Genomic DNA, 22,595 nt, shown 5'->3' with positions numbered 1-22,595 from the left:
GTGAGCGGGTCAGGTTTGGAAGAGGATGAGGCTCATGGCCGGGTATCCCAGCAGGACCAGGAACCCGGTGAACAGCAGGACGACGGGCAGGCTCATCCGTTCGGTCGCGGACTGGGCGGTGGCCTCCATCTCGGCGAGGAACTGCACGCGCAGGGTCTTGGCCTTGGCCGCCAGGGAGCCGCGCACCCGGGCGCCGTCGGCGCCGGCCAGGTGCAGGCTCGCCGACAGTTCGGCGAACTCGGGGGTGTCGTACCGTTCCCCGAGGTCGCGCAGGATCCGCCAGGCCGGGGTCCGGGTGAGGGACGCTTCCCGTAGTGCGTCGCGAATGGCGGTCATCGCCCATCCCCCGCCGTGCGCGGAGGCGTCGGTGAGGGCTCCGCTGACCCCGGCGCCCCCGGCGAGGGAGACCACCACCAGGTCGGCGAAGCCCGACAGGGTGCGGCGCATCTCCTCTCGGCGCTTGGTCGCCTCGTCGTTGAGGGACAGGTCCGGGGCGAACCACATGAGCACGAGGAAGCCGGCCCACGACAGCAGGGAGACGAAGGTCGGGGGCAGTACGCCGAAGGAGGCCAGGAGCATGCCGACCAGCGGGGGGAAGACCAGGCCCACCACGACCCCGGACACCTTCTCCGCGAGGTAGCCGCCCGCAGCCCGGTCGCACACGCGCAGATTCCGTACGGCCCGGGGGCCGGGGAGTCCCGCCGCCCGCAGCAGGGGGACGCCCACTCGACCGATTCGGGAGAGGAACCCGTCCTCGTGTCGACGTGGTCTTTCCACGGGGGTCGGTTCGGGGTCGCTCAGACGTTCGGCCAGGCTCGGCCGGGCCCAGCGGGCCGCCGCCAGCGCCCACAGCGCCAGGCCCAGTGCGGCGCCCGCCAGGGCCGCCGCGGTCACGGGGTTCACAGGGCGGCCTCCTTGGCCGGGTCGGGGGCGAGGACGCGCGGGCCGAGGGAGAAGCGGGACATCCGCGTCATCCACACCACGGCGGTGGCCCACAGGGCACCGATGCCCGCCAGTACCGTCTGGCCGAGGAACCCGTCGAACGGCGCGAGGTACTCGGGGTTGAACAGGAGCAGGAACGCCCCCATCCCGAGCGTGGCGCCCATGATGATGCGCGATGAGGTGCGCAGCCGCGCCCGGCTCGCGGACACCTTGACCAGCATCGCCGCCTGGTCGCGGGCGGACTCGGCCAGCGCTCCGAGCAGGACGCCCAGGTCGGTGGCGTGGCGGGTGGCCGACATGGACAGGGCCGAGGCGACCAGGTCACCGGTGGGGTTGTCCACGGTCTCGGCGAAGACGTGCAGCGCCTCCTGGGGTTCACGGCCGCCGCGCATGTCGTCGGCGAGCCGGTGGACGGCCTCGCGCAGTGGTTCGGGGGCGATGGGCGCGGTGGCCGCGATCGCCTGGTGCAGGCCCGAGGAGCCGGCCATGAGGTCGCGGAGCATCTCGGTCCAGGCGGCGACCGCCTCGACCCCTTCGACCTGTTCCTTGTGTTCGGCGTCGCCACCGAAGAGTCGCGGGGCCCACCAGAGCCCGGCGGCGGCCAGCACCCCGGCCACGGGCCAGCCGGTGAGGAACCAGGCGCCCACCCCGGCGGCGACCGCGAAGACGACCTTGCCCGGGCGCGGGAGCCGAAGGGGTCTGCGGTCACGGGCACGCTCGGCCAGGAGTGGAGCCGCCCAGAAGCACAGCAGGAACACACCGAGGCCGACGACGCCGCCGGCGGTGGCGAGCAGGAGCGTGTTCACCGGCCCCACCCCGCCGTCCGCGCGAGCAGGGTCTGGGGGTCGAAGCCGTGGTCCACGAGCACGTCGAGGGTGTCGGGGCTGGGCGGGGCGGCGTCCAGGCGGCCCTGGCGCGAGGAGTAGCGGTAGATCTCGTTGGAGACCACGTTCTGCCCCTCCGCGCCCACGACCTCGCGGACGCTGGTGACCCTGCGTTCGCCGGTGGGCAGGGCCGACACGTGCACGACCAGGTGCACCGCCGACGCCACCAGGGAGGCGGTGGCCTCCAATGGCAGACGTTCGGCGGACTGGGCGGCGTAGGCGCCCAGTTTGGTGAAGGCGCCCGCGGAGCCGGCCGCGTGCAGCGTGGTGAGGCTGCCGTCGTTGCCCTGGCTCATGGCGTTGAGCAGGGGGACGGTCTCGCTGCCCCGCGTCTCTCCGACGATGACGCGGTCGGGTGACATGCGCAGCGCGGTGCGGACCAGGTCGGCGATGGTGATCTCGCCGACGCCCTCGATGTTGGCGGGGCGGGACTGCAGCGCCACGCAGTCCGGGTGGGCCTCGCGGTCCTTGTCCAGGCCCAGTTCGAAGACGTCCTCGATGGTGACCAGGCGTTCGGTCGGCTCGATCTCCGAGGCGAGGGCGCGCAGCAGTGTCGTCTTGCCCGCGCCGGTGCCCCCGGTGACGACCATGTTGCGGCGCGCGGCGACGGCGGCCCGGAACAGGGAGACCAGTGCCGGGTCGAGGGTGCCGAGTTTCTCCAGTCGGCGCAGCGACGAATGCGTGTGCCGGTGCCGGCGGATCGACACCGACGGCTGCCGGGAGACCGCCATGACCGCGTTGAGGCGCTCGCCGCCCGGGAGTTGGAGGTCGAGGATGGGCGCGCCCGGGTCGAAGCGGCGTTCGCCGCTGGCGGACTCGGCGGCCAGTCGGCGGACCAGGACCACGACGTCCTCGACGTCGTCGAACAGGTTCGCGTGCAGGCGTCGGGTGCCGTCGGCGAGGCGCACCCAGGCGTCCACACCGTTGATGTTGATGTTCTCGATCTCGGGGTCGTCGAGCAGGGGCTGGAGGGGTCCCACCCCGGTGACCTGGGCGAGCGAGGCGGCGGCGATGGCCGACTCGGTCTCGGGGGCCAGCAGTGCGCGGCCCCGGGCCAGGGCCGCGCGGGCCTCCTCGTCGAGGATGTTGGCGATGATCCGGTCGGCTCGGGCGCGGTGCTCGGCCGGGGTGTCGGGGTCCTCGCCGCGTGTCTCGTCGGTGATGCGCCTGGCGGTCTCGGCGGACACGTAGGCGACCCATCGGGCCTCGTTCCGGCCGGCCTCCGGGTCGAGGAAACGATCGAGGTCGGACACGCCGATGTCGTCGGGGTGGCTCATACCGTCACCTCCGGTGCCCGCGGCACGGAAGGCGACGGCTGCTCCGGTTCGGTGGCGTCGAGTTCCGTCGCCAGGGCGCCGACCGCCTTGAACAGGGGGCGGCGCCGAGGACGGGCGAGGTCGCCCTCACCCCGTAGGAACCGGGCCGAGCGGTCATCGGCGGGGACGCGTCCCCACACGGCCGGGCCGAGGGCGTCCGCGATCTCGCCCACGCCGCCCCTGCCACCCGAGACGACCACGCGCAGGTCGCGGACGGGGAAGGTCGGCGAGAGCAGGTGCTCACGGGCGCGACGCAGTTCGGTGAGCCCTTCGGAGACCACGAGCACGGTGTGGTCGGCCCGCGCGGCGAGGGCGTGGGCCGGGGAGGAGGTGGTCAGGCGCCCCAGGTCCACGACGACGACCGGCGCGGCCATGGTGGAGAACGACAGCGGTTGACGGCCCAGCAGACGCACCGCGCCCTCGGCCGGTTCGCCGGTCACCGGCGCCGGGCAGACCCGCAGGCCGCCGGGCAGGGTCTGGGTGTGTTCCTCCAGGTCGGCGCTGCCCCGGCGTAGGGCGGCGGCGAGACTGGTGAGTCCGGGTTCGGTGGGGACGCGCCGCCAGACGGAGAGCGCGCCACCGGCGGGGTCGGCTTCCATCAGGATCCCGGGCTCCTCCCCCGGCCAGGCCCCGGCCAGGGCCATGCCCACGCTGGTCACGCCCGGGGATCCGCCCAGGGAGAAGAGGGCGACCGTGCGGGTCATCATTGCCCTCCGCGCGGGTGGACCTGGACGAGGCTGATCCGCCCGGCCGCCGCCGCGTCGGCGATGCGCGCGGCGTCGGCGGAGGAGACCAGCAGTTCGGCGTTGACGGCGCCCTCGACCCCGGGGTCGGGGGTGAGGGTGCGCACCAGGGCGAGGTAGGCCTGAGGTGCGCCCTCCTCGGTCTCCTCGCCGCCACCGACGATCACCGAGACGTTGGCGCCCGCGCCCAGGGATGCGGGGAAACGCCCGGGCTGGAGGGTGGCGCCGACCAGGGCCCGGTCGGCCTCGGGGAACTCCGCGTCACTTCCGAGCCCGGCCTCGGGGACGACACCTCCTTCGACCACGGGCAGGGTGAGGGTCTGCCCGACGATCTCCTCCATGCGTCCGGCGTCCACGAAGGAGATGTCGGAGGAGATGGTCATCTCGGATACGCGCAGGTCGGAAAGGGTGAGGACGTGGCCGGCGGACAGATCCTCGTCGGCGACCACGACCCCGGTCCGGTCGTCGAGGCGTTCCAGGGCGAGGACCCCGCCGAGCGCGCCCGCCGTCGTCAGGGTCAGCGCCAGGACCAGCCAGCGCCAGCGCTTGGGGCCTCCGCCGGAGAGCCGTACGGTGGGGGGTTGTTGCGCGGGGCGCCCCGCCCGGAGGGGCGGGGCCGTCGTCGTCTCGACCACGTCTGTCTCAGTTCTTCTCGGTGTTACCAGGTGTCCGTGGTCACTGGGTGTCCGTGACCAGTCCGTGGGATTCACGGACGGTGAGGTCGACCTCGGAGGTGCTGACGAGTCCGTCCAGAGCGCCGCTGTCACCGTTGGAGAGGCTCCACTCGGTGTCCCAGAGCACGTGGACGGTGACCGTTCGGGTGGCCTCGCCCTTCGCGTCGGAGGTGTCGGAGGCGGAGGTGTAGACGTGCCCGCAGTCCGGAGACGCGGAGTCGGCCTCGTGCACCGACGCGTCGAACGGCGTGCCGGGGCCCTCGCACTCCACGGTGGTGCCGTCGCCCATGCTCCAGACGGTGCGCACGGGGGCCGCCGTCACGGTCAGGGACGTGGAGTCGAGTTCGGCGGAGACGGATTCGGCGTCCCACCCCTCGGGTTCGACCCACAGCCACAGCGGCGCGTTGACCAGGATCAGGGAGTCGGTGCCCGGGGAGGTGGCGATCGTCGGTTCGGGGAGTTCGAAGGAGGCCATGGCCTCCTCCAGCGTCGCGAAGGGGTCGGTGCCCTCCTCGCCCTCTTCCGGGTCGGCGAAGATGGCGTCCCAGTCCATGGCGCCCCAGTCGATGTCGTTCTCCCAGTCGACGCCGATGTCGTTCCAGTCGATGGCGTCCCAATCGACGTGGTCGTATTCGCTCGCTCCGGTGCCGGCGTCGGCGCCGCCGGTCCCGCCGGATCCGGGTGTGCCCGGGACCCCACCGTGTTCCAGCAGCCACTGCAACCGGATCTGGCAGCCGTTGCCGCCGGAGCTCCCGCACTCGACACTGCCGAGGAAGGAGCCGTCGTCGGCGTGTGCGGGTGATGCGGCGCTCACGGTGGCGAGCACCAGCACGGCGGCGGCCGTGGCCGCCGCGGGGGGTAGTGGTCTCAACATGATCCGGCCTCCCAGATGCGCAGTTCGGACACGCGCCAGGCGAGTCCGTCGTGAATGAGCGTGGCGTCCACGCGTCGTGGCCCCGCCGTTCCCCCGGTCCCGCCGGTTCCCCAGGCGGAGTCGTCGACGCAGTCGTCGACCACCGCGCGTTCGGGGCCCTCGATGTCGATGGTGGGGTCCAAGGCGGGTTCCCCCTCGGTCTCGCCGCCGGCGGCCGCCTCGGCCAGAGCCGTGCGCATGAGTTCGCGCGCGCTTCCGACTGCGTGGTCGTCGAGGGCGCGCGAGGCCTCCTCGTCCCCGTGGGAGGCCGCCACCACGGCGTCCCACATCCCGGTGTAGGCGGCCAGGGCCACCTCCTCGTCTCCGGAGGAGGAGGCGGCGGCGGAGGGTGCGGCGTCGGGGGCTTCATCAGTCTCCGGGGCGCCGTTCGCGCAACCGGTGAGGCAGAGGAGGAGAACGGCGGAGAAGACCGTCGCACGGGGAAAGCCGGAAGTCATTGCGGCCTGGTCCCTTCCATGTACTCCGCGTGCCGGGGCGGGGGCGAGCTCCGCCCGTGGAACAGGAGCGGAAGCGGCGAAACAGACAGAATGTGGTTTTCCGTGTGTTTTGTTGCTTGTGTCAGCCGTGAGCCTAGACGGCCCACGCGAAACCCAACAACCCTCCAGCAGGTGAAAAACACGCAACAAAACGGATGTCATGGGGAGCCGAAACCTGCCACGGCGTGGAGAGGGCGACCTCCATCATCCGGTCCGATCGGTTCCGAAACATGCCATCCGGCAGACATAACCCCACATCATCGGGGCTTCGGCACAAGAAATCACACGCGCACCGCGGTCCGCGCCGCTCCTTCGGACGGCGGTACTCCGAGCGACGGTCCGCGCATCGGAGAGTGACACCGAACACGCCGCCCCCTTCACCGCGCCACGCGCGAACCCTCCGCGACGTCATGCTCATGTGACGAGACGAGAACGGGAGGCCCGTGAGACCCCGCCCCTACCTCACCTTCCCGTGGTGCTACCGTTACCGTCGCTTCAGAGTCACGTGGCGTCAGGGGGAGTCGGGTATGAATTTCGACCCTCGCGACATGAGCAAGTCGGCGCACAACGCCGTCAAGGTCATCCTGGGCATCGACCTGCCGCGCGCCAGCCCCGCGAGCATGCGTGCGGTATCGGAGGTCTACGACCGTCTCTCCGGCCAGCTGACCGGCGAGCTCGTCGACGTCATGGACACGACCCGGTCCCGGGTAAGGCGCAACTTCGGCGGCGCGGCCTCCGACCACTACGACCGATCCCTGGCCGCCTTCACCAGCGGGGACAAGGACTACATCGGCAAGGCCGCGAGCACCAGCCGGATGCTCTCGGGGGAACTGCGCAAGGCGGCGGCCAACGTCGACTACATGGTGTCGATGGTCTGGGTGCAGCTTGCCCAGCTCATCGCCGAGATCGCCTGGGCCATCGCGACGGCCAAGTTCACCTTCGGCGCGTCCTTGTCATGGATCCCCGTCTTCAAGGCGATCCGGAGTCTGGCGATCAGACGGCTCCTCGCATGGTTGGCGTTCACCGTACCCAGCCACCAGATCGTCAGCCACGTCTTCGCGAGCTTCGGCGAGTTGATCCAGCGCGTCCAGATCGCCAACGGCGAGCGGGACGAGTTCGACAAGGACCTCCAACGCGAGGCGCACGTGGGGGCCGTGATCGAGGGCCTCATCTCGGCGGGGATCTCCGGAGGCCTCGGAGCGTACTTCAAGAACGGCTTCACCGAGGTCTTCGTCAGGAACATCGACGACCTGCGCGCGCTGCCGGACCCCCTGCCCACTCCGATCAAGGGTGCTCCCGTACCCGACCCGGTCCCCGCTCCGATCAAGAACGACCTCCCGCTCGACCCCGTCCCTCCGCCCAAGGTCGACCCGGACGCACCCCCGACACCGCGCCCCGAGCCCGACCCCTCACCCGTGCCGAGTCCGGGGCCCGGCACGCTCAACAACGACCTCGCCGACGTCTTCGCCCGCCAGCAGGACGAGATGCTGGTCCCGTTCCACCCCAACTCGCCCCCCGGCGCCCGTGCGTGGGACAACACCGCCTCTCGGACGGCGTTCCGCGACGACATGGCGGACCTGTTCCAGCGGACGTTCGGTGGGAGCATGGGGGCCGACCAGGCAAGGCGGTTGGGTGACGACTACGCGAATACGCTGGCCCGCTCCTGGAGCGACCCGGATCTGGGTTCCCAACTCTCCAAGACACTCGGCGACCGGCTGCCGGCGCACCTGCGCGACCACCTGGTCGACGTGCCGCAGAACCTGTTCGGTTCGCTCCGGCAGAGCACGGGCGGTTTCCTGCAGTACTTGAAACAGCTCGGTATCGGGGCGGGAAGCGGGGCCGTGGAGGGCACCCTCGGTGAGGGGCTGGGTAACGCGGCCAACGGCCAGGGGTTCACCGTGACCCCCTGGTCCGCCACCTCGGGTGCCATCATGAACCCGGGCCAGCAGATCACCACCGACTCCACGTTGGTCGGGATCGACGCCCTCAAGGGCCCGGACGGCACCATCCTCGCCCCTGACCTGCCCCCTCCCCCGGAACCAGAGCCGACCCCCGAGGCGGACGCGGGTTCCGCGAACCGGGAAGTTCCCCCGACCGCCCCCTCCTCCGGCTCGGAGGAACGGACGAACCCCTCGTCCGATCCATCGACGGACACCCCCGCCCCTCCTGAGACCGACGACCGCTCCGCTCCGGCCCTCGACCCCGAGGCCGCTTCGCATGCTCGACCCACGGACACGCGGGACCCCGCGTCGCAGGACGGGGACGACACCGTGTCCAGGGACGTCGACGCCGCCACCGGCGAGAACGCACCCGAGCCGACCGTCGAGCGGCCTGACACCCGCCCCGAAGCGTCCGAGGCCCGGGCGACGGACCCTCCCGTGTCCGACGACACGGGTGCCTCCCGACCGAACACGGGACCCGCGCCCTTGAGCGAGACGCAGGAGCGTCCCCACCCAGACGACGCCTTCCCCGAATCGACGGGATCGACGGACGGGCGGACCTCGCAGACACCGGTGGCCGCGTCGGCTCCGCCGGTCGCGTCCGGACCCGTCGCGGCGGACCGCGGCGCTCCCGGCCCCGCGCCGGACGGTGGCCGCCCCGAGCGCAGCACCGGGGAACAGGGGCGGCGATCCGCCTCCGATCCTCAAGGATCGACACAGACCCGGCAGGAGCCGTCGGTGGACGGCCGCACTCCACCCGCGACCGAGAGCGGCCCCACCCCAGACGACGTTCCCGTCTCCGACGAGGGTCCGGTTCCGTCCCACGGCCGGACCCCGGCGGATGTGCGCACGGAGAGCGGGACGGCCTCCGCCGACGGCTCCTCCGCCCGGCCCTCACCCGGTGGAGCCGACAGGCCGGCGGAGACCGCGCCCGAACCCGGACCCGCGCCACGGCCGGTACACGAGACCGATGTGCCGAACACCGAAGCCGACGTGAGCGCGACCTCCTTCTCGTTCGACGCTCTGCTCAACCCCACCGGAGCGGACCACGACTCCTCGTACGACACCGACGACGAGGTCTCGGACGTCTCGTCCGTGTTCGACGACGAGGTCTCCGACACCATGAGTGTCACCACCGAGGTCTCCGACACGAAGGCTCCGGACACGGGGAAGGACGGCGCCGAGTCCGGGTACGTGCCCGGAAAGTCCACGGACCCGCTCGGTACCCCCGACGCGTTCGCCGCGAATCGAACGACCGTGTTCCCCGTGCTCGACGTCGGCCCGGACGTCCCACCCCCGGCGAACGGGGACACCACCCCCCTCCCTCCGGCGATGGCGCGTGCCGAGGAGGCCCTCGACCATCTGGACCGGCTCACCCGACACCTCGACGACGGAGACCTCGCACAGGCGCGGGCCGTCGGGGCCGACATCCAGCGCCTGCTCTCCCCCCGACCCACCGACGGCGCCCCGCAGAATCCCTCCGTCCAGAGGGCCCGGCACCTCGCCCTGGGGCTGGTGTTCACCCTCTCCGACCCGACGGACCGGCGGGTCCCCGTCGACCAGCGGGCCTTCTCCGCGGAGAAGGCCGAGGACGCCGGCGCACTCATCCGCGGGATCGACCGCAACCTCCGAGACCGGGACGAACCGGTCCGGGCCCGGCTCTGGCTGCCCGGCGGCCGACTCGACACGGGTGAGGTCCGCCGCGTCGCTCAGGTCCCGCCGCCCTCGGGCGAGAACACACCGGCCACCACGACGAGCCCGAGCGTGGACCTCACCGGAGAAGACCCCGTCCCCACGCAAAGCGTCGACAGCGCGGCGCACGCGGGGCCGAGCCCCTCCCGGACCGCCGACGCACAGGCCTCGGCTCCGACCTCGCGTCCCGGAGCACGGGCGGCAGAGGCCCTCGACCGTCTTCCCCGGATCACCCGATCCCTCATGGCCGGGGACACCCGCCGGGCGTGGGCCCTGGGGGCCGAAGTCCAGCGATTGCTGGTCCACCGGGCGGACGACGGATCCGCGGAGAACCCCTCCGACCGCCAGGCGCGACAACTCGCGTTGGCCATGATGTACGTGCTCTCGGACCCGTCCAACCGCAAGGTGCCCCTGAGCGGGGAGGACCTACCGCCCCGCCGGCTCGACGACGCCCTTGGCCTGGTCCGCGGGATCGGCCGCAACCTCCAGGACCGGGACGACCCGATCCGGGCCCGGCTCTGGCTCCCCGGCGGCCGACTCAACACGGACTACGTCGTCAACGCCATGCGGGACCCGGCCGACCGGAACCCGCCCTCGGGCACTTCGAGGGACACGTCGGCCACCGTTGGCACCATACCGTCAACGGAGGCCGTGGACACGACGAACGCGTCTGAGGAGACCGCGAGCACCGGAGACGAAGACACCACCGCGTCGAGCACGCCGAACCGTGAGAACGCCCTCGCGGAAGAACCCGGCCCCGAACTGACCGTCAACGTCATGACCCAGGACACCGAGGACGCGGAGGGCCCGGGTGAGGACTCCACCGGAATCCGCCGCTTCCCCGGCGAGGTCGGTCTCCTCGAATACGGCGATCGCCTCCACGACCCGGCCTTCAACCCCAACACCCACGACGCCCTTCCCACTCGAACCCGCAGGTACATCCAGGCCTACACCGCCGAAAGCTGGATCGCCGAATTCTCCCGGCTACGGCCACTGAACGAAGAAACCGTGCAGGCCGAACTCGACCGGCGACGCCAGGAGAGCCAAAACCACCCCGGATGGCGGCTCTACGAAATCGGCAACGGCCGCTGGCCGGACCTTCGGGTCCTGCGTCCCCGACTCGACGCCGGAGTGCTCACCCCCGAACAGGAAAGGGTCGTCAGGGAAGTCCTCGACTCCCCCTACCCCTCCGCGGCCATGGACGGCCTTCGCGCCCGCGCGGGCAGCGCCGGCCGGATCGCCGAAACACTCCCCGACAAGAGGGGGAACGGCTACTACCCCGACGCACAAGACGTCCTGGACATCATCGAACGCCTGGACCAGGCCACCCGGCACCCTCTGCCCGAAGGGGTCGAAGCGGTGCGGGGCGTGTACGGCTTCGAACACCTGGGCCCCGGCGGTACCCGCGATCCCGCCTCCCTGGTCGGCAACACCTACACCGACCCCGGCTACATGTCCCTGTCCCTGGGCGACCGCCCCGGCGCGGCCGGAGGGTCCCCCACCGACCTCATCCACTTCACCCTCCCCCAGGGCACCCAAGGCCTGTGGGTGGGCGACCGAAGCCTGCATCCCTACGAACGCGAGCTCATCCTCGCCCGCGACACCACCTACCAGATCACCTCCACCGAACCCTGGGGCCGAGGGAACCTCCTCCACGCCCGGATCATCCCTGCCGGGCACGGCTCGGACCCCCACACGGCCACCGAATCCTCCGATGAGGTGACCGTCATGGCGGTGACCCCGGTCGAGGGAAGCGTGCAGGCTCCGGACGCCGGCGCCACGTCGCTCTCCGACCCCGACGCCCTCGCGCACGGTATGGGACTGACCGACGGGAGCGGTGGGCCCGGTGAGACCGCTGAGGCCGGAGGAGACAACACGGCCGGCGGAAGCGGTGAGAACAACGGGGCCGAAGGGACCACCACGGAAGGCGACACCACGATCGGCGACGCCGCGCCCACCCTGGAGGAGATCCGGCTCACGGCGCAGCGACTGGCCACGGACATCGCCGACTTGACCCCCGACATCCGAAGAATGGAGGCCACCACCCGCGCCGCGGCGTTCGACCGCCTCGAACAGGTCGGGAGCTCATTCGGTGGTCTCGTGACCCGGGCCTCCGCGATGGCCGGCACCGTACCGGAGGCCATCGACATCACGGCCGGCCTGGCCTCGGACATCGCCACCGCCGCGAACGAGGCGGCGAGACTGAGCGCGGGCGCGGCCACAGGCGCGCGGAACGCTATCCGTAGGGCGCCCACTTCGCTGCCGCAGGACCTGGCCGGGATCACCAGCATGGCCCAAGACCGGAACGCCGCCGATGCGAACGTCACGGCCGCCGCCACCGCACGCAACGAAGCCGACCGCGCGACCCAGGTGGCCGCCCAAGTCACCAAGACGATCACCGGTGCGACCAGGACCGCCGGTGAGCAGGCGCGGAGGCACACCGAAGAGGCGCGTACGGCGTCGGATGGGGCGAACCGCGAGCTGCGGAGTGCGCAAAAGGCCGCGCGCGAGGCCGTCACCCGACAGGAATCCCTCGTGGCCGCCGTTGACAAAGCGACGTCCGACGGCGTCGAACGGGCCCTGGCGACAGCGGCCACCGCTCATACGAACGCCACGAACGCCGTCGAAGCCGTGGAGACGGCACGGGTCAACGCGGAGACCGCCGCCGTCGATGCCGCCCACGCCCGCGCACTCACCGAGACGGCCGTCGCGGATGGTCGCCACAACGACACCGTCGACCATGTGGTCCAGGCTTTCGAACAGGCCGCCACCGCCCGTAGCAACCGAGATGCCATCCCCCAGGCCAAGACCATCCGCGAGGCGATCGAACGCGTCCGGCGAGCGCTGACGGAGGCCGAGCGGATGGCGAAGCTGTCGTCCGACGGTTCTCCCGCACGGAACCGTCTGGATTCGAACCAGGTGACGCCTCCCAGCCTCGACCCGGAGGACAGGTCCGCCGCCGAGGTCGACGCCGAAGCGGCGGTGAATAGGGCCGAGCGTGCCGCCCAGGAGGCGCTCTCCCTCCCCATCGAAGCTCTCAACAGACACACTCGTTCACTGGACTACACCGCTGAGGCGGTCGGCGACCTGTACACCGAGGTGGCCGGGAACCACGAGAGTGCCGAAACGGCCGCTCAAAACGCGAATTCGGAACTCGTCAGGACCCGTGTCACGGACGACCCCGCCGTTGCCGACACCGCCCGGCACGCGGCCTCCGCCGCGGCGGACCGGGCCGAAGAAGTGGCCCGAGAGGCCCGTGACAGGTACGACGGCCACAGTTTCGCGAGGTTCCGCGAAAACTACACCGACGACCTCTTCGCGGCCCAAGAAGACGCGCGTACGATCCAGCGGATCGCCGACGGCGCTCGGGGCCGTCAGGTCGTGGCGAACGCCGCGGTTCAGGCACACGCAACGGTCCAAAGCGCACTCGAACGCCGGGTTTCCGGCCAGGAACAGCGCATGGAACACATCGAACGTGTCCTCGACCAGACCGGGCAGGCGGTTCTTCGGGCGGAGGAAGAGGCCGCCCGAGCGCGGCGCGACGCCCAAGAAGCGCACGACCAGGCGCGGCATCCCCGTGAGTACCCGGGCACGCTCCCCCGGGACGAGTCCGCCAAGACGTACGACCTGGACTACCTGGTCCGGTCACGGCTCATCGCCCCGGATCGGCTCTACACCGAACGCGTACCCGAGGTCGTCGAGTATCTGATCACCGCTCAGGCGCCCGACATGCCGACGTCGCTGCACTCGGACGTAGCGTCTCAGATCGACAGCGTCGCCCGCACGCAGGGGATGGCCGTCTTCTTCTCCTCCGAAGGTTTCGCGGTGACCGTCACCGACGAAACGGGGAGCGACACCCGTTCCTGGACGATCCAGGTGGCCCTGGAGTCGGCCACGCAGGACGGTTTCCGGCACCTCGCCCTCTCCCGTGAGTCGGGGGCTCCCTTGGAAGGGACCGAGGAGGAGCGCACCCACGCCACCAAGAGGGGCGGCGCCTCGTCCCACGACCCGCGCCGCGGGGTCAGCGCCCGCTTCACGGCGAGCCCGATGCTGCTGGGGGACGTTACCGGCGGCTTCGCCGCCGGGCCGTGGTTGACGCTCGGAGGTGGTTACACGGGGGGACGGAGAAGCGGCACGGCCGGCGGTAACGTGGCGGTGAGCTCCACTCTGGAGTACATGGCCTTCGGCCCTCCCGAGGTCTACCTCAACGACCTGCGCGTACGTGTGAAGGTCACCCCTCCCCCCGAAGCCCCCTCCGAGGACGGGAGCCCTTCGGCCCCCGCTGAGAGCGCGGGGACCACTTCCCCGCCCGCCGCAGCTCAAAGGGACGAGACCGCACCCGCGCCGGCTCCCACCGGTAACCGGGACGACGGATTCCAGAGCGGTGTCATCGTGAACGGCATGGCCTTGGTCCTTCCGGGCGAGGTCGCCGCACGACCGGACGACGTCCCCGCGAGCATCGACCTGACCGCCACCCGTCCCGGGCAGGGCGCTGAAGGCGGCACCCCCGCGCGCCTGCCCGACGGGCCGATCGGCGGCCTCCCGATTTCCGTCGCCTCGGTCACTCCGCGCGGGGACGGCGCGAGTCCGCACAGCGATCTGGGTTCCTGGATCGCCGACTACCTCGTCTCCGACTCCTACGCCCCGCATCGCGAGGCCATGGGCGATGTCATGGTGAATCTGACGAAGGAGAGCACCCGGGCGAAGATCCGCGAGTGGCAGGCGACGATCCGGAAGTTCTTCGACAACGACTCCATCCAGGAGTATCTCGCCCACCTCGACACGGGCCCCATGACCGTCGAGGTGACGCACCCCGTCCTGGGCGACATGATGCTGAAGTTGTCCTCGACCCCGAACAAGTTCACCGCCAAGGAACACACGCCTTCGTTCGGCGAGACGTTCCTGAATCACACCGTCGAGGAGAGCACCGCTCTCGGACTGAGCCGCAACAGCAACGTCACAGCGTCCGTGGGAGGGGGGTTGGGGATCGTCGTCCCCCTGCCCACCGGCGGATCGATCCGCCTCAACATGCCCCACGTGGAGTACACCTGGGGTCGGACGTTGTCCGCACAGTCCCAAACCGTCTCTGCTTCCGGAGACCACCGGTCCCTCGCGCACCATGGGACGAGCACCGAGAAGTTCACCGCCTTCGATGTCGAACGCACCGTGTCGGTGGAGCTCCAGGAAGAGCAAGTGGCCCACACGTTCGACGTGCGTACCGTGGAACTCCTGCAAGTGGAGAGCGCGACGAACCTCCAGCGCGCCGCCACCGGCGAGGACGCCCCCTCCGGGGCCGAAGCGGACCGGGTCCCGCCCTTCACACATCTGCGCGGCGAACGCGTCGTGGATTTCTCCGGCACCCACCACCACTCGCTCACCCGGGTTCCCCCACCCGAGGGAGAACGAGCCGCCGAAGGATCGGAGACCCCCTCGACGACCACCGACGACGATCGCGGTGTGTTGGAGACGCTCACCGACCGCATCCTGGAGGGCATCGCCCGCGAGCACCCAGGCCTGGTCCTGCCCGAACTGTCCCGTAAGCGAAGCCTCTACGCGCTCAAGCCGGGGCAGGAGAACACCTCGTTCTTCAAGCGGTCCTTCCGTGAGCGCTGGGGGCTCCGCCGTTCCTACAACATCGCCCACCAGAACACGCTCGACGTGCGTAACGCGGTACGCGACGCCATGAACGGCGACAACCGCGACAGACTCGCCTCCGCCGACGGTCTGCGCATCCAGCTCAGGGAATCCGCGCTCGTCGACCCCACCCTCATGGCACGGGACAGGAGGCTCGTGCGCCCTGACGTCCTGACCCTGGCCCTGAAGGCCGATTTCTCCGCTTTGACGCACCAGGGGACGACCACGGCCGAGACCGGGGTGCGCATGGGCGGGAGCACGACCCTGGGATCGGAATCGGGGACGGGCTCCTCGCACGCCCTCTCCCTGTCCTTCGGCTCCGGCATGATGCGCTCGGCGGAAGCGGACGCACACGGCCTGGCTCGGCTCCTGGGCGGCGTCATGGCCTCCCTCAGGTGGAGCAGGATCAACCGCAGTAGCGCGACCCACGGTGTCTCCTACAAATCGAACAACCGGTTCGTCTTCCCGGGGGACTCGGACCGATGGGAGGGGACGGTCGGCTTCACCGCCCGTCTCTACGACGACACCCAGGTCCTGTCCGGTCGCACGGATAACCACGTCAACCTGTTCGAGAGCCCTGTCGAGGCCCGGTACTCCCTGATCACCCCCAAGAAAACGACCGAGGTCCCTCTGAGGAGAGGCGCGGACGAACCGTCTCCTCCCGAGCTCCTCCCAGCGGAGGAGAGCCGAGCGATCATCGACCCCCGCCCCGAGGACCTGGCCGCTCCGGAACCGGGGGACGTGCACGAGCGCCGGGCACGGGCGGCCATCGACAACGGTGCCACCATCGACAAGGTCGGCCTCACCGTGTTGGGCGACGACGCCGCCGCCTCCGCCAACGGTGTGCTCCAGAAGACCTTCGACACCTTCACCGACCGGCGCCCGGTGTTGGACGGTCGCAAGCACAAGCTCCGAGGGTTCCTGGACACCATCGGCGGGAGACACTTCTTCACCAACTTCCTCTCCCCCGTCTCCCTGGCCTCCGACCCCGCCACCTTCTTGCCCTCGGGACACCGGGGCCGGGTCGAGATGGGCGGTACGTGGCGGTCTCCCAACGACATGCGCGCCGCCGGGGCCACCATCGCGCGACCTGAGCGGATCGTCGGGATGCACGCGATCGAAGCACAGGTGGCGGTCACGGGAGAGAGTTCCTCCTCCGCGGGGGCCGCGAAGACGAAGACCTACACCGCCGGCCTCAGCGGCACCGGTTTCGTGGGCGGTACCAGCAACACCCTGCAGGAGGACGGAGCCGCATCCGGCGCCGACCGGTCCGCGGCCATGGGCCCCACCCCCATGGGCGGGCCGTCCCACAACTGGAACTTCTTCCGCCGCGGGGAGACCCTCGACTCCGGAGTCTCCTCGACCTCGGGGCTCTTCCTGCTGACCAACCCGGCGACGGTCTACACCTTCCGTATGGGGGGCAGCATCTCCCAGGCATGGGAGTTCAAGAAACACCGCGGACTCAACTTCCCCGGTTGGTGGTCCCACAAATACGTCGGCTGGAAGGCCTGGTTCAACGACCTCGCCTCGGGCTTCATCACCGCCCGCGACGCCGAACAGGGCGGCATCATCGACGACGCCGTCGCCCAGGCCGACGACGGCACCCTGGAGCCCGCCACCCAGCGCAACCCGACACCGCCCGCCAACATCCGCGTCCGCACCGGCTTCGACGGCGCCGGAGAGCAGCGTCGGCCGGCGGATCCGACGGCGGCGGTCCGCCGATTGGAAGAGCGGCTCCGCGACCAAGGGCTCAAGCTGACCCGCGGAGGCAAGGAGAGGCTCCTCGCCTCCCTGACCCAGCGCCTGGGAAACACGACCGGGATGATCCCCCCCGTCTCGGTCAAGGTGGTTCCCTCACGAGGAACCTTCCGGAGGTTCTTCCCCCGGTCAAAGCCCGCTCGGGTTCTGGTGGAGCTGTCCAAGACCAACCCTCGGGTCGACTACGTCACCTCTTCCGTCTTCACCGTCGAGAGCCACTCCTGGCAGGCGAAGACGACGAAGATCCACTCGCGGGGCAAGGACCATTCCTCCGCGGTGACCGTGCCCCCGTGGCAGCCCGCGCCCTACGGCGACCCGGAGGGCGGCCCTGGTGAACTACCGGACAGCCACCCCTACCTCCTCTCACCCGCGGCGGGCGTCGGAACCGCCCGTTCGGACTCGGAGAACGTCTCCTACACGGAGAAACAGTCCCGCAGCATCGTCATGGAGTCGTCCGGCCCCTTCGCCAGGATCACTCACGACACGTCCCTCACCCTGTCGTTGGAGACGGCGGGCAAGGACCCGGTGGACGCACACGCCGACAGCGGTCCCGTGCAGACGTTCCATCTCGCTTCGTCGTTGGAGTTCGGCGCCCCCACATCCACGCCCGCCACCCCCCTGGACACCGCACCCACACCACCCATCGTCACCCCCCGGGGCGGCGACAGCCTCGCCGACGCCGTCACCACCGCCACCCGAGCACTCGACGGCTTTCCCCCCGCCTCCCGGGACGCCATCATCATGCCCACCGCGGTCTATGGCCCCGACGTCCGCGACGCCGCCATCCACACGATCGCCCACTCTCTCGGATGGAAACCACGCACCGCCCCGGGCGGTCGTGAGGACCCCACACCCGAACAACTCAACGAACTTCGCGACCACCACGCCCGGGACACCCACGAAGCACGCCGCCACATCGCCGAGCGCCTCAAGCTCGACGACCGCTACACCCCCATCGACAACACCCTCAACCCCGACGCGCTCAAAGGCCTCTTCTCCAACACCCTCGGCCACCCCGAAGGCACCGACATCCTCCGCATCGGCCGCACCCAGTGGCGCGTCGCCGCCACCCCCGACTTCACCGGCTCCCGCATCCTCACCGCCCGTCCCAGCAGCCGACTCGCCTACAAGGAAACCGAAGGACAAGCCGTCTCCCACGGCCACTCGCAAAGTGGCGGTACCACCGCGACCGTGGCCTTCCGTCCCACCGGCAGCGACACCGTCGACTCCGACAACCCCGACCGCAGTGCCATCCTCACCGGCTCCGGCGACGCCACCGTCCAGAACAACACCAGCAGCTCACCCGCCGCCCACAGCCTCGTCACCGGCGCGCCCCCCGACATGACGCGCCAACGGCTCGGCACCGCCTACCTCGTCGAATTCGACACCACCTGGACCATCGGCAGCCGCACCACGAACAAAACCCCCTTCGGTGACCTCCCCCAACAATTCACCACCGACCACACCAACAAGGTCAGCGCCTGGATCTCCCAGAGCGACGCCATCCGGTTGGGCATCATCACCCCCGAGCAAGCACACAGCGCGGACACCCCCATCACCGCGGAACTCGACGCCGCCACGACCATGTCCGACGCCGAAGCCACCTACATCGCCGAACGCGCCAAACTCCCCGTCCTCGCCGATACCTATATCAAGGCTTACAACGCCCACCACGCCGCACCCACAAGCGGCACCAGGGCCTCACTCGACGCCCTCATCGACGCCCTCGATCCCACGCCCGAGGCCCGGGCCACCCTCAACACCGCCCTCACCGCCCACGCCACCAACCCCACGAACGCCACCCAGGCGGCCCTCGACACCGCTTTCACCGGCTTCGACCTCGGCGCCCTCAACCCCACGCCCGAGGCCCGGGCCACCCTCAACACCGCCCTCACCGCCCACACCGCCAACCCCACGAACGCCACCCAGGCAGACCTCCAGGCCGCCCTCGGCACCCTCCGCCACGCCGGCGGCACCGCCTACGACAGCCAGAACGCCATCTATCAGAGGGCCCTCAGGAACTACAACACCGCCGTCGACGCCTGGACCACCGCCGCCGCGGCCACCCACGCCCACTTCGCCGCGCTCACCCGCCCCGATCCCGAGCCCCCTACCACACACAACGCACCGCTCACCGAGCAGATGGAGCGGTCCCTGGGGCTGCGACCCAAAACATCGCCATTGGTAGAGGCGTTCCGGTCCGCCCTGAACACGCCTCCCACGGTCTCCGCCGAGGACACGGACCACGGCGGGGTTCCCGATCCGGGGGCCGGCCCATCCCGTCAGCCGGCTCCGGTGTCCCCGGAGACCGGTGCGTCGGACGATCCCCCGGTGCGTCCGGAGAACGACGAAGACGGCCGGTCCGAACCGCCTGCCGACTCGAACGACGTCCACGTGTTCATGATGGAAACGGATGACGACGCCCCCGCGACGGAGGCCGGGGAGCCCGGTCTGGCGAGGGGCGAGGAGGACGCCCTCGCGGCGGCCCTCGGGCTGGACGGCACGGACTCCGACGACGACGGCATGAACGTCGACGACGGCTCCGACGCCGACACGATGGACATCGACCACGACGACGTCGGCGTCGTCGGAGAGGACGGCGTCCGCAGGTTCGATTCCGACGAGCAGTTGGACTCCTACGACCATTGGCTCCAGGACCCGGACAACAATCCGCACGCCTTCGACACCCTTCCTCGGGATCAGAGGGAGATGGTCGACACCTACACCAGGACCGCCTGGATCACCCGCATGGCCCGCGTACAGCCCTTCGTTCCGCAGAACGTCCTTCGGCAGCTCACGGATTGGCGCAACCGATCCCGGGCGGAGGCGGCCGACCCCGACACCGCACCGACCGCCCACGGCTGGGACCTGTACGAGGCCAACAACCTCACCTGGCCCACCCTCGAACGCCTCCGCGAAATCCAGGCCTCCCCCGCCTCACTGCCGGCGCGCACCCGGGGCCTCATCGACTACATCCTCACCGCCCGCGATCCCGCCGCCGAGCTCGGGCACTGGTACCACAACGCCGGATACGCGGGCGTCATCGCCGGACACGACAACGGCGCCTATCCCCACGTGGAGCGTGTCCGCGAACTCTTCGGCCTCCTCGACGGCGCCGTCGATCGCCCCTTGCCCGAAGGCGTGCAAGTGAGCCGGGGCCTGAACTCCATCGACCACCTCTTGCGGGAGGCAGGCAGCGGGGATCCCCGCGATCTCGTGGGTACCGTCCACACCGAACCCGGCTACATGTCGACCAGCCTGGGCGACGACCCCTTCAAGACCGATGCCGACCCCTTCCCCTTCCTGCTGCGCCTCGACGTCCCCGAAGGGGCCCACGGACTCTGGATCGGCTCGCGCAGCCACGACCCCGAACAACGCGAACTCACCCTCGCCCGCGGCACCGACTACCGCATCACCGAGGTTCGGCGGGTGGACGACCCGGCGACGGGAACGCAGCGGTTCGAGTTGCGCGCGGAGGTGGTTCCGACAGTGTCACCGCGTCCGGACACCTTCTCCTCGGGGCAGGTCGGATCCGATGGTGTCCGGCGGTTCGGCAATCCCTTCGAGGCGATGTGGTATGGGCACAGACTGCACAACACCACGCACAATCCGCACGCCCTCAACGCACTCGCACCCGCCGAACGGTCCCTGGCCCGCGCGCTCAGCAAGTTCCCCGCCGCGTCCACTCCCGTCGCGGCGGATCCGAACACCTCTCGGGCGTGGCTGGACGCCGTGCGCGGCAGGAGCCGGGTATTCGGTCTCGCCCCCACCGACCCACGGAGCGGCATCGGGTGGGACCTGTACGAGGCCAACAACCTCACCTGGCCCACCCTCGAACGGTTGGGCGAGCTGTTCCCCGTGGAACGAGAACGCAACCCCGGCCGCGCCCGACTCATCCACTTCATCCTCAACGACCGCGATCCTCGGGCCGCACTCGCACGGATGTACCAGAACGCGGGTGAGGCCGGCGCCCTGGCCGAGGCCAACGGCGGGGTGTATCCCACGGCGGAACGGCTCCGGGAACTCCTGGACACCTACGACACCTTCCTCGACCACCCGCTCCCCGACGCGGTCGAGACCACCTGGCTCCTCGACGACCCCTCCGTGCTCCACTCCATGGTGGGATTCGATCCGAACGACCCCGCCACCCTGATCGGCACGGAACAGGCCACCTCCGGGTACACCGCCGTCGCACTGAACCCGGACCCGATCCAAAGGAGCCGTTCCCTGCCGGTGGCCATCCGTCTCACGCTCCCCCCGGGGACCCGTGGTCTCTGGGTCGGTTCCTTGGGACTGCTCCCGGCGAACCAGGAATTCGTTCTGCCGCCCGGAACCCCTTACCGCGTCACGGCCGCACACTCGACGAACACCCGTCTTGTGATCACCGCGGAGGTGATCGTCCCGCCGCAGGCACGTCCCGAACCCGGCACCGAAGTCGCCGCGAGCCTGCTCCCGGCCGGAGCGGACACGGTGCCCACGGGTCACTCTTCGCGGCAGGATCCACCCGCACCGGCGGAGCCTTCCGGGGACGGCATGGGGTTCGTCGACGACCACGGGGTCAGACGGCTTCGCTCGGACTCGGAGATCGAGGCCTACGGACAGTGGCTGCACGACCCGGTCAACAACCCCAACGCCCACGACACCCTGGACCAGGCGCGGCAGGACGGGGTGTACGGCTACACCCTGGACGGGTGGGTCAACTGGGTGGTCCGGGAGGGCATGGCACCCGGGCAGATCGCGCGGCACTTGGATTCGATGCGGGAGAGCACCCGCCAGGATGTCGAGACCGAGCCGATGGACAACCAGGGCTGGGATCTTTACGAGGCCAACGACCTCACCTGGCCCACGCTCCAGAGGCTGGGCGAACTCGAAGCCGACGCGCGCACCCCCGACCGCGCGAGAAGACTCATGCGGTCCATCCTCGGGGCCGATGACCCCGAATCCGAACTGGAGTACTGGTACAAGCGTAGTGGTGCGGCCGGGAACATGGCCCGATCCAGCGGCGACGTCTATCCGACACCGGAGCTCGTCCTGCGGCAGGTGCGCATCCTCGACAGCGCCATCGACCGCCCGCTGCCCACGGCGGTCGAGGTGGTCCGTGGTCTGGAGGACCTGGACCACCTCGGCGGGTTCGACCCGAACGACCCCTATTCGCTCGTGGGTACCGTCCACACCGAGTCGGGTTTCATGTCCACTTCGTTGGGGGGCGTGCTACCCGATGACACCGACAACGAGTACGCGCACGTCATCCGCCTGACGCTCCCCAGGGGCGCCCACGGCCTGTGGATCGGCGACAGGAGCGTGTTCTCCCAAGAGCGCGAGCTCCTCCTCCCCCGAGGGACCACCTACCGCGTCACACGCGCGGGCTGGGGCGGTTCCCAGGACCTGCCCGGTTTCTTCATCGAGGCCGAGGTCGTGGTCACGCCGGGGCCGGGATCCGCGACCTCATCGACGCCATGAGAGTAGGACGCTTCGTCCCAGGTGATCGGGGCACCCGCGGGGTCCGGCGGGGTCTTGAGGACCTTGGGCCGGGAAAAGACCTTCCGAGCCCCGTCCTCCACACTGAAGTGACCAGCGAGAGTGATCTGAAATGAGTTCCATC

8 protein-coding genes are annotated in these 22,595 nt (G+C 70.4%); 1 reads left to right on the top strand and 7 read right to left on the bottom strand.

Annotation, left to right across the window (positions count from 1 at the left end; translation table 11 throughout):
* Positions 1-9: 9 nt before the first annotated feature.
* The 7 genes from ACWGKS_RS06540 to ACWGKS_RS06510 are packed head-to-tail and all read right to left on the bottom strand — an operon-like array spanning position 10 to position 5,930.
* A complete protein-coding gene (locus ACWGKS_RS06540; RefSeq protein WP_358508014.1) occupies positions 10-903 on the bottom strand; it encodes a type II secretion system F family protein in 894 nt (297 codons plus the stop codon).
* Positions 900-1,757 (bottom strand): type II secretion system F family protein, encoded by an 858-nt coding sequence (locus ACWGKS_RS06535; protein ID WP_452454941.1) that lies wholly within the window; start codon positions 1,755-1,757, stop codon positions 900-902. The genes ACWGKS_RS06540 and ACWGKS_RS06535 overlap by 4 nt, the downstream gene beginning before the upstream one ends.
* Entirely contained in the window at positions 1,745-3,103 is a 1,359-nt protein-coding gene (locus tag ACWGKS_RS06530) for a CpaF family protein (RefSeq protein WP_304073174.1), read from the bottom strand. Before ACWGKS_RS06530 ends, ACWGKS_RS06535 begins: the two co-directional genes overlap by 13 nt.
* The gene (locus tag ACWGKS_RS06525; protein WP_452521975.1) at positions 3,100-3,849 is read right to left on the bottom strand and encodes a hypothetical protein; all 750 of its coding nucleotides are present in this window, start codon (positions 3,847-3,849) and stop codon (positions 3,100-3,102) included. The genes ACWGKS_RS06530 and ACWGKS_RS06525 overlap by 4 nt, the downstream gene beginning before the upstream one ends.
* Entirely contained in the window at positions 3,846-4,520 is a 675-nt protein-coding gene (locus tag ACWGKS_RS06520) for an SAF domain-containing protein (protein WP_304073179.1), read from the bottom strand. Before ACWGKS_RS06520 ends, ACWGKS_RS06525 begins: the two co-directional genes overlap by 4 nt.
* A gap of 40 nt (positions 4,521-4,560) precedes the next feature.
* Positions 4,561-5,433, bottom strand: coding sequence for a hypothetical protein (locus ACWGKS_RS06515; RefSeq protein WP_358508008.1), 873 nt, complete (start codon positions 5,431-5,433; stop codon positions 4,561-4,563).
* On the bottom strand, positions 5,427-5,930 hold the full coding sequence (locus ACWGKS_RS06510) for a hypothetical protein (protein ID WP_452521972.1): 504 nt from the start codon (positions 5,928-5,930) through the stop codon (positions 5,427-5,429). The genes ACWGKS_RS06515 and ACWGKS_RS06510 overlap by 7 nt, the downstream gene beginning before the upstream one ends.
* A 566-nt stretch (positions 5,931-6,496) precedes the next feature.
* Here ACWGKS_RS06510 and ACWGKS_RS06505 point away from each other — a divergent pair.
* Positions 6,497-22,453 carry an ADP-ribosyltransferase gene (locus tag ACWGKS_RS06505; RefSeq protein WP_452521970.1) on the top strand — a complete coding sequence of 5,319 codons (15,957 nt, stop codon included), beginning with the start codon at positions 6,497-6,499 and terminating at the stop codon, positions 22,451-22,453.
* Positions 22,454-22,595 lie beyond the last annotated feature (142 nt).

The organism is Nocardiopsis sp. NPDC055879 (assembly GCF_053615935.1).
This window is presented reverse-complemented; position numbering and strand designations above follow the sequence as displayed.

What these genes read in the sequence shown, in the direction of transcription:
- ACWGKS_RS06530 (WP_304073174.1), bottom strand. Translation starts at nt 3,103, where the DNA reads ATGAGCCACCCCGACGACATCGGCGTGTCCGACCTCGATCGTTTCCTC.
- ACWGKS_RS06525 (WP_452521975.1), bottom strand. Translation starts at nt 3,849, where the DNA reads ATGATGACCCGCACGGTCGCCCTCTTCTCCCTGGGCGGATCCCCGGGC.
- ACWGKS_RS06515 (WP_358508008.1), bottom strand. Translation starts at nt 5,433, where the DNA reads ATGTTGAGACCACTACCCCCCGCGGCGGCCACGGCCGCCGCCGTGCTG.
- ACWGKS_RS06510 (WP_452521972.1), bottom strand. Translation starts at nt 5,930, where the DNA reads ATGACTTCCGGCTTTCCCCGTGCGACGGTCTTCTCCGCCGTTCTCCTC.
- ACWGKS_RS06505 (WP_452521970.1), top strand. Translation starts at nt 6,497, where the DNA reads ATGAATTTCGACCCTCGCGACATGAGCAAGTCGGCGCACAACGCCGTC.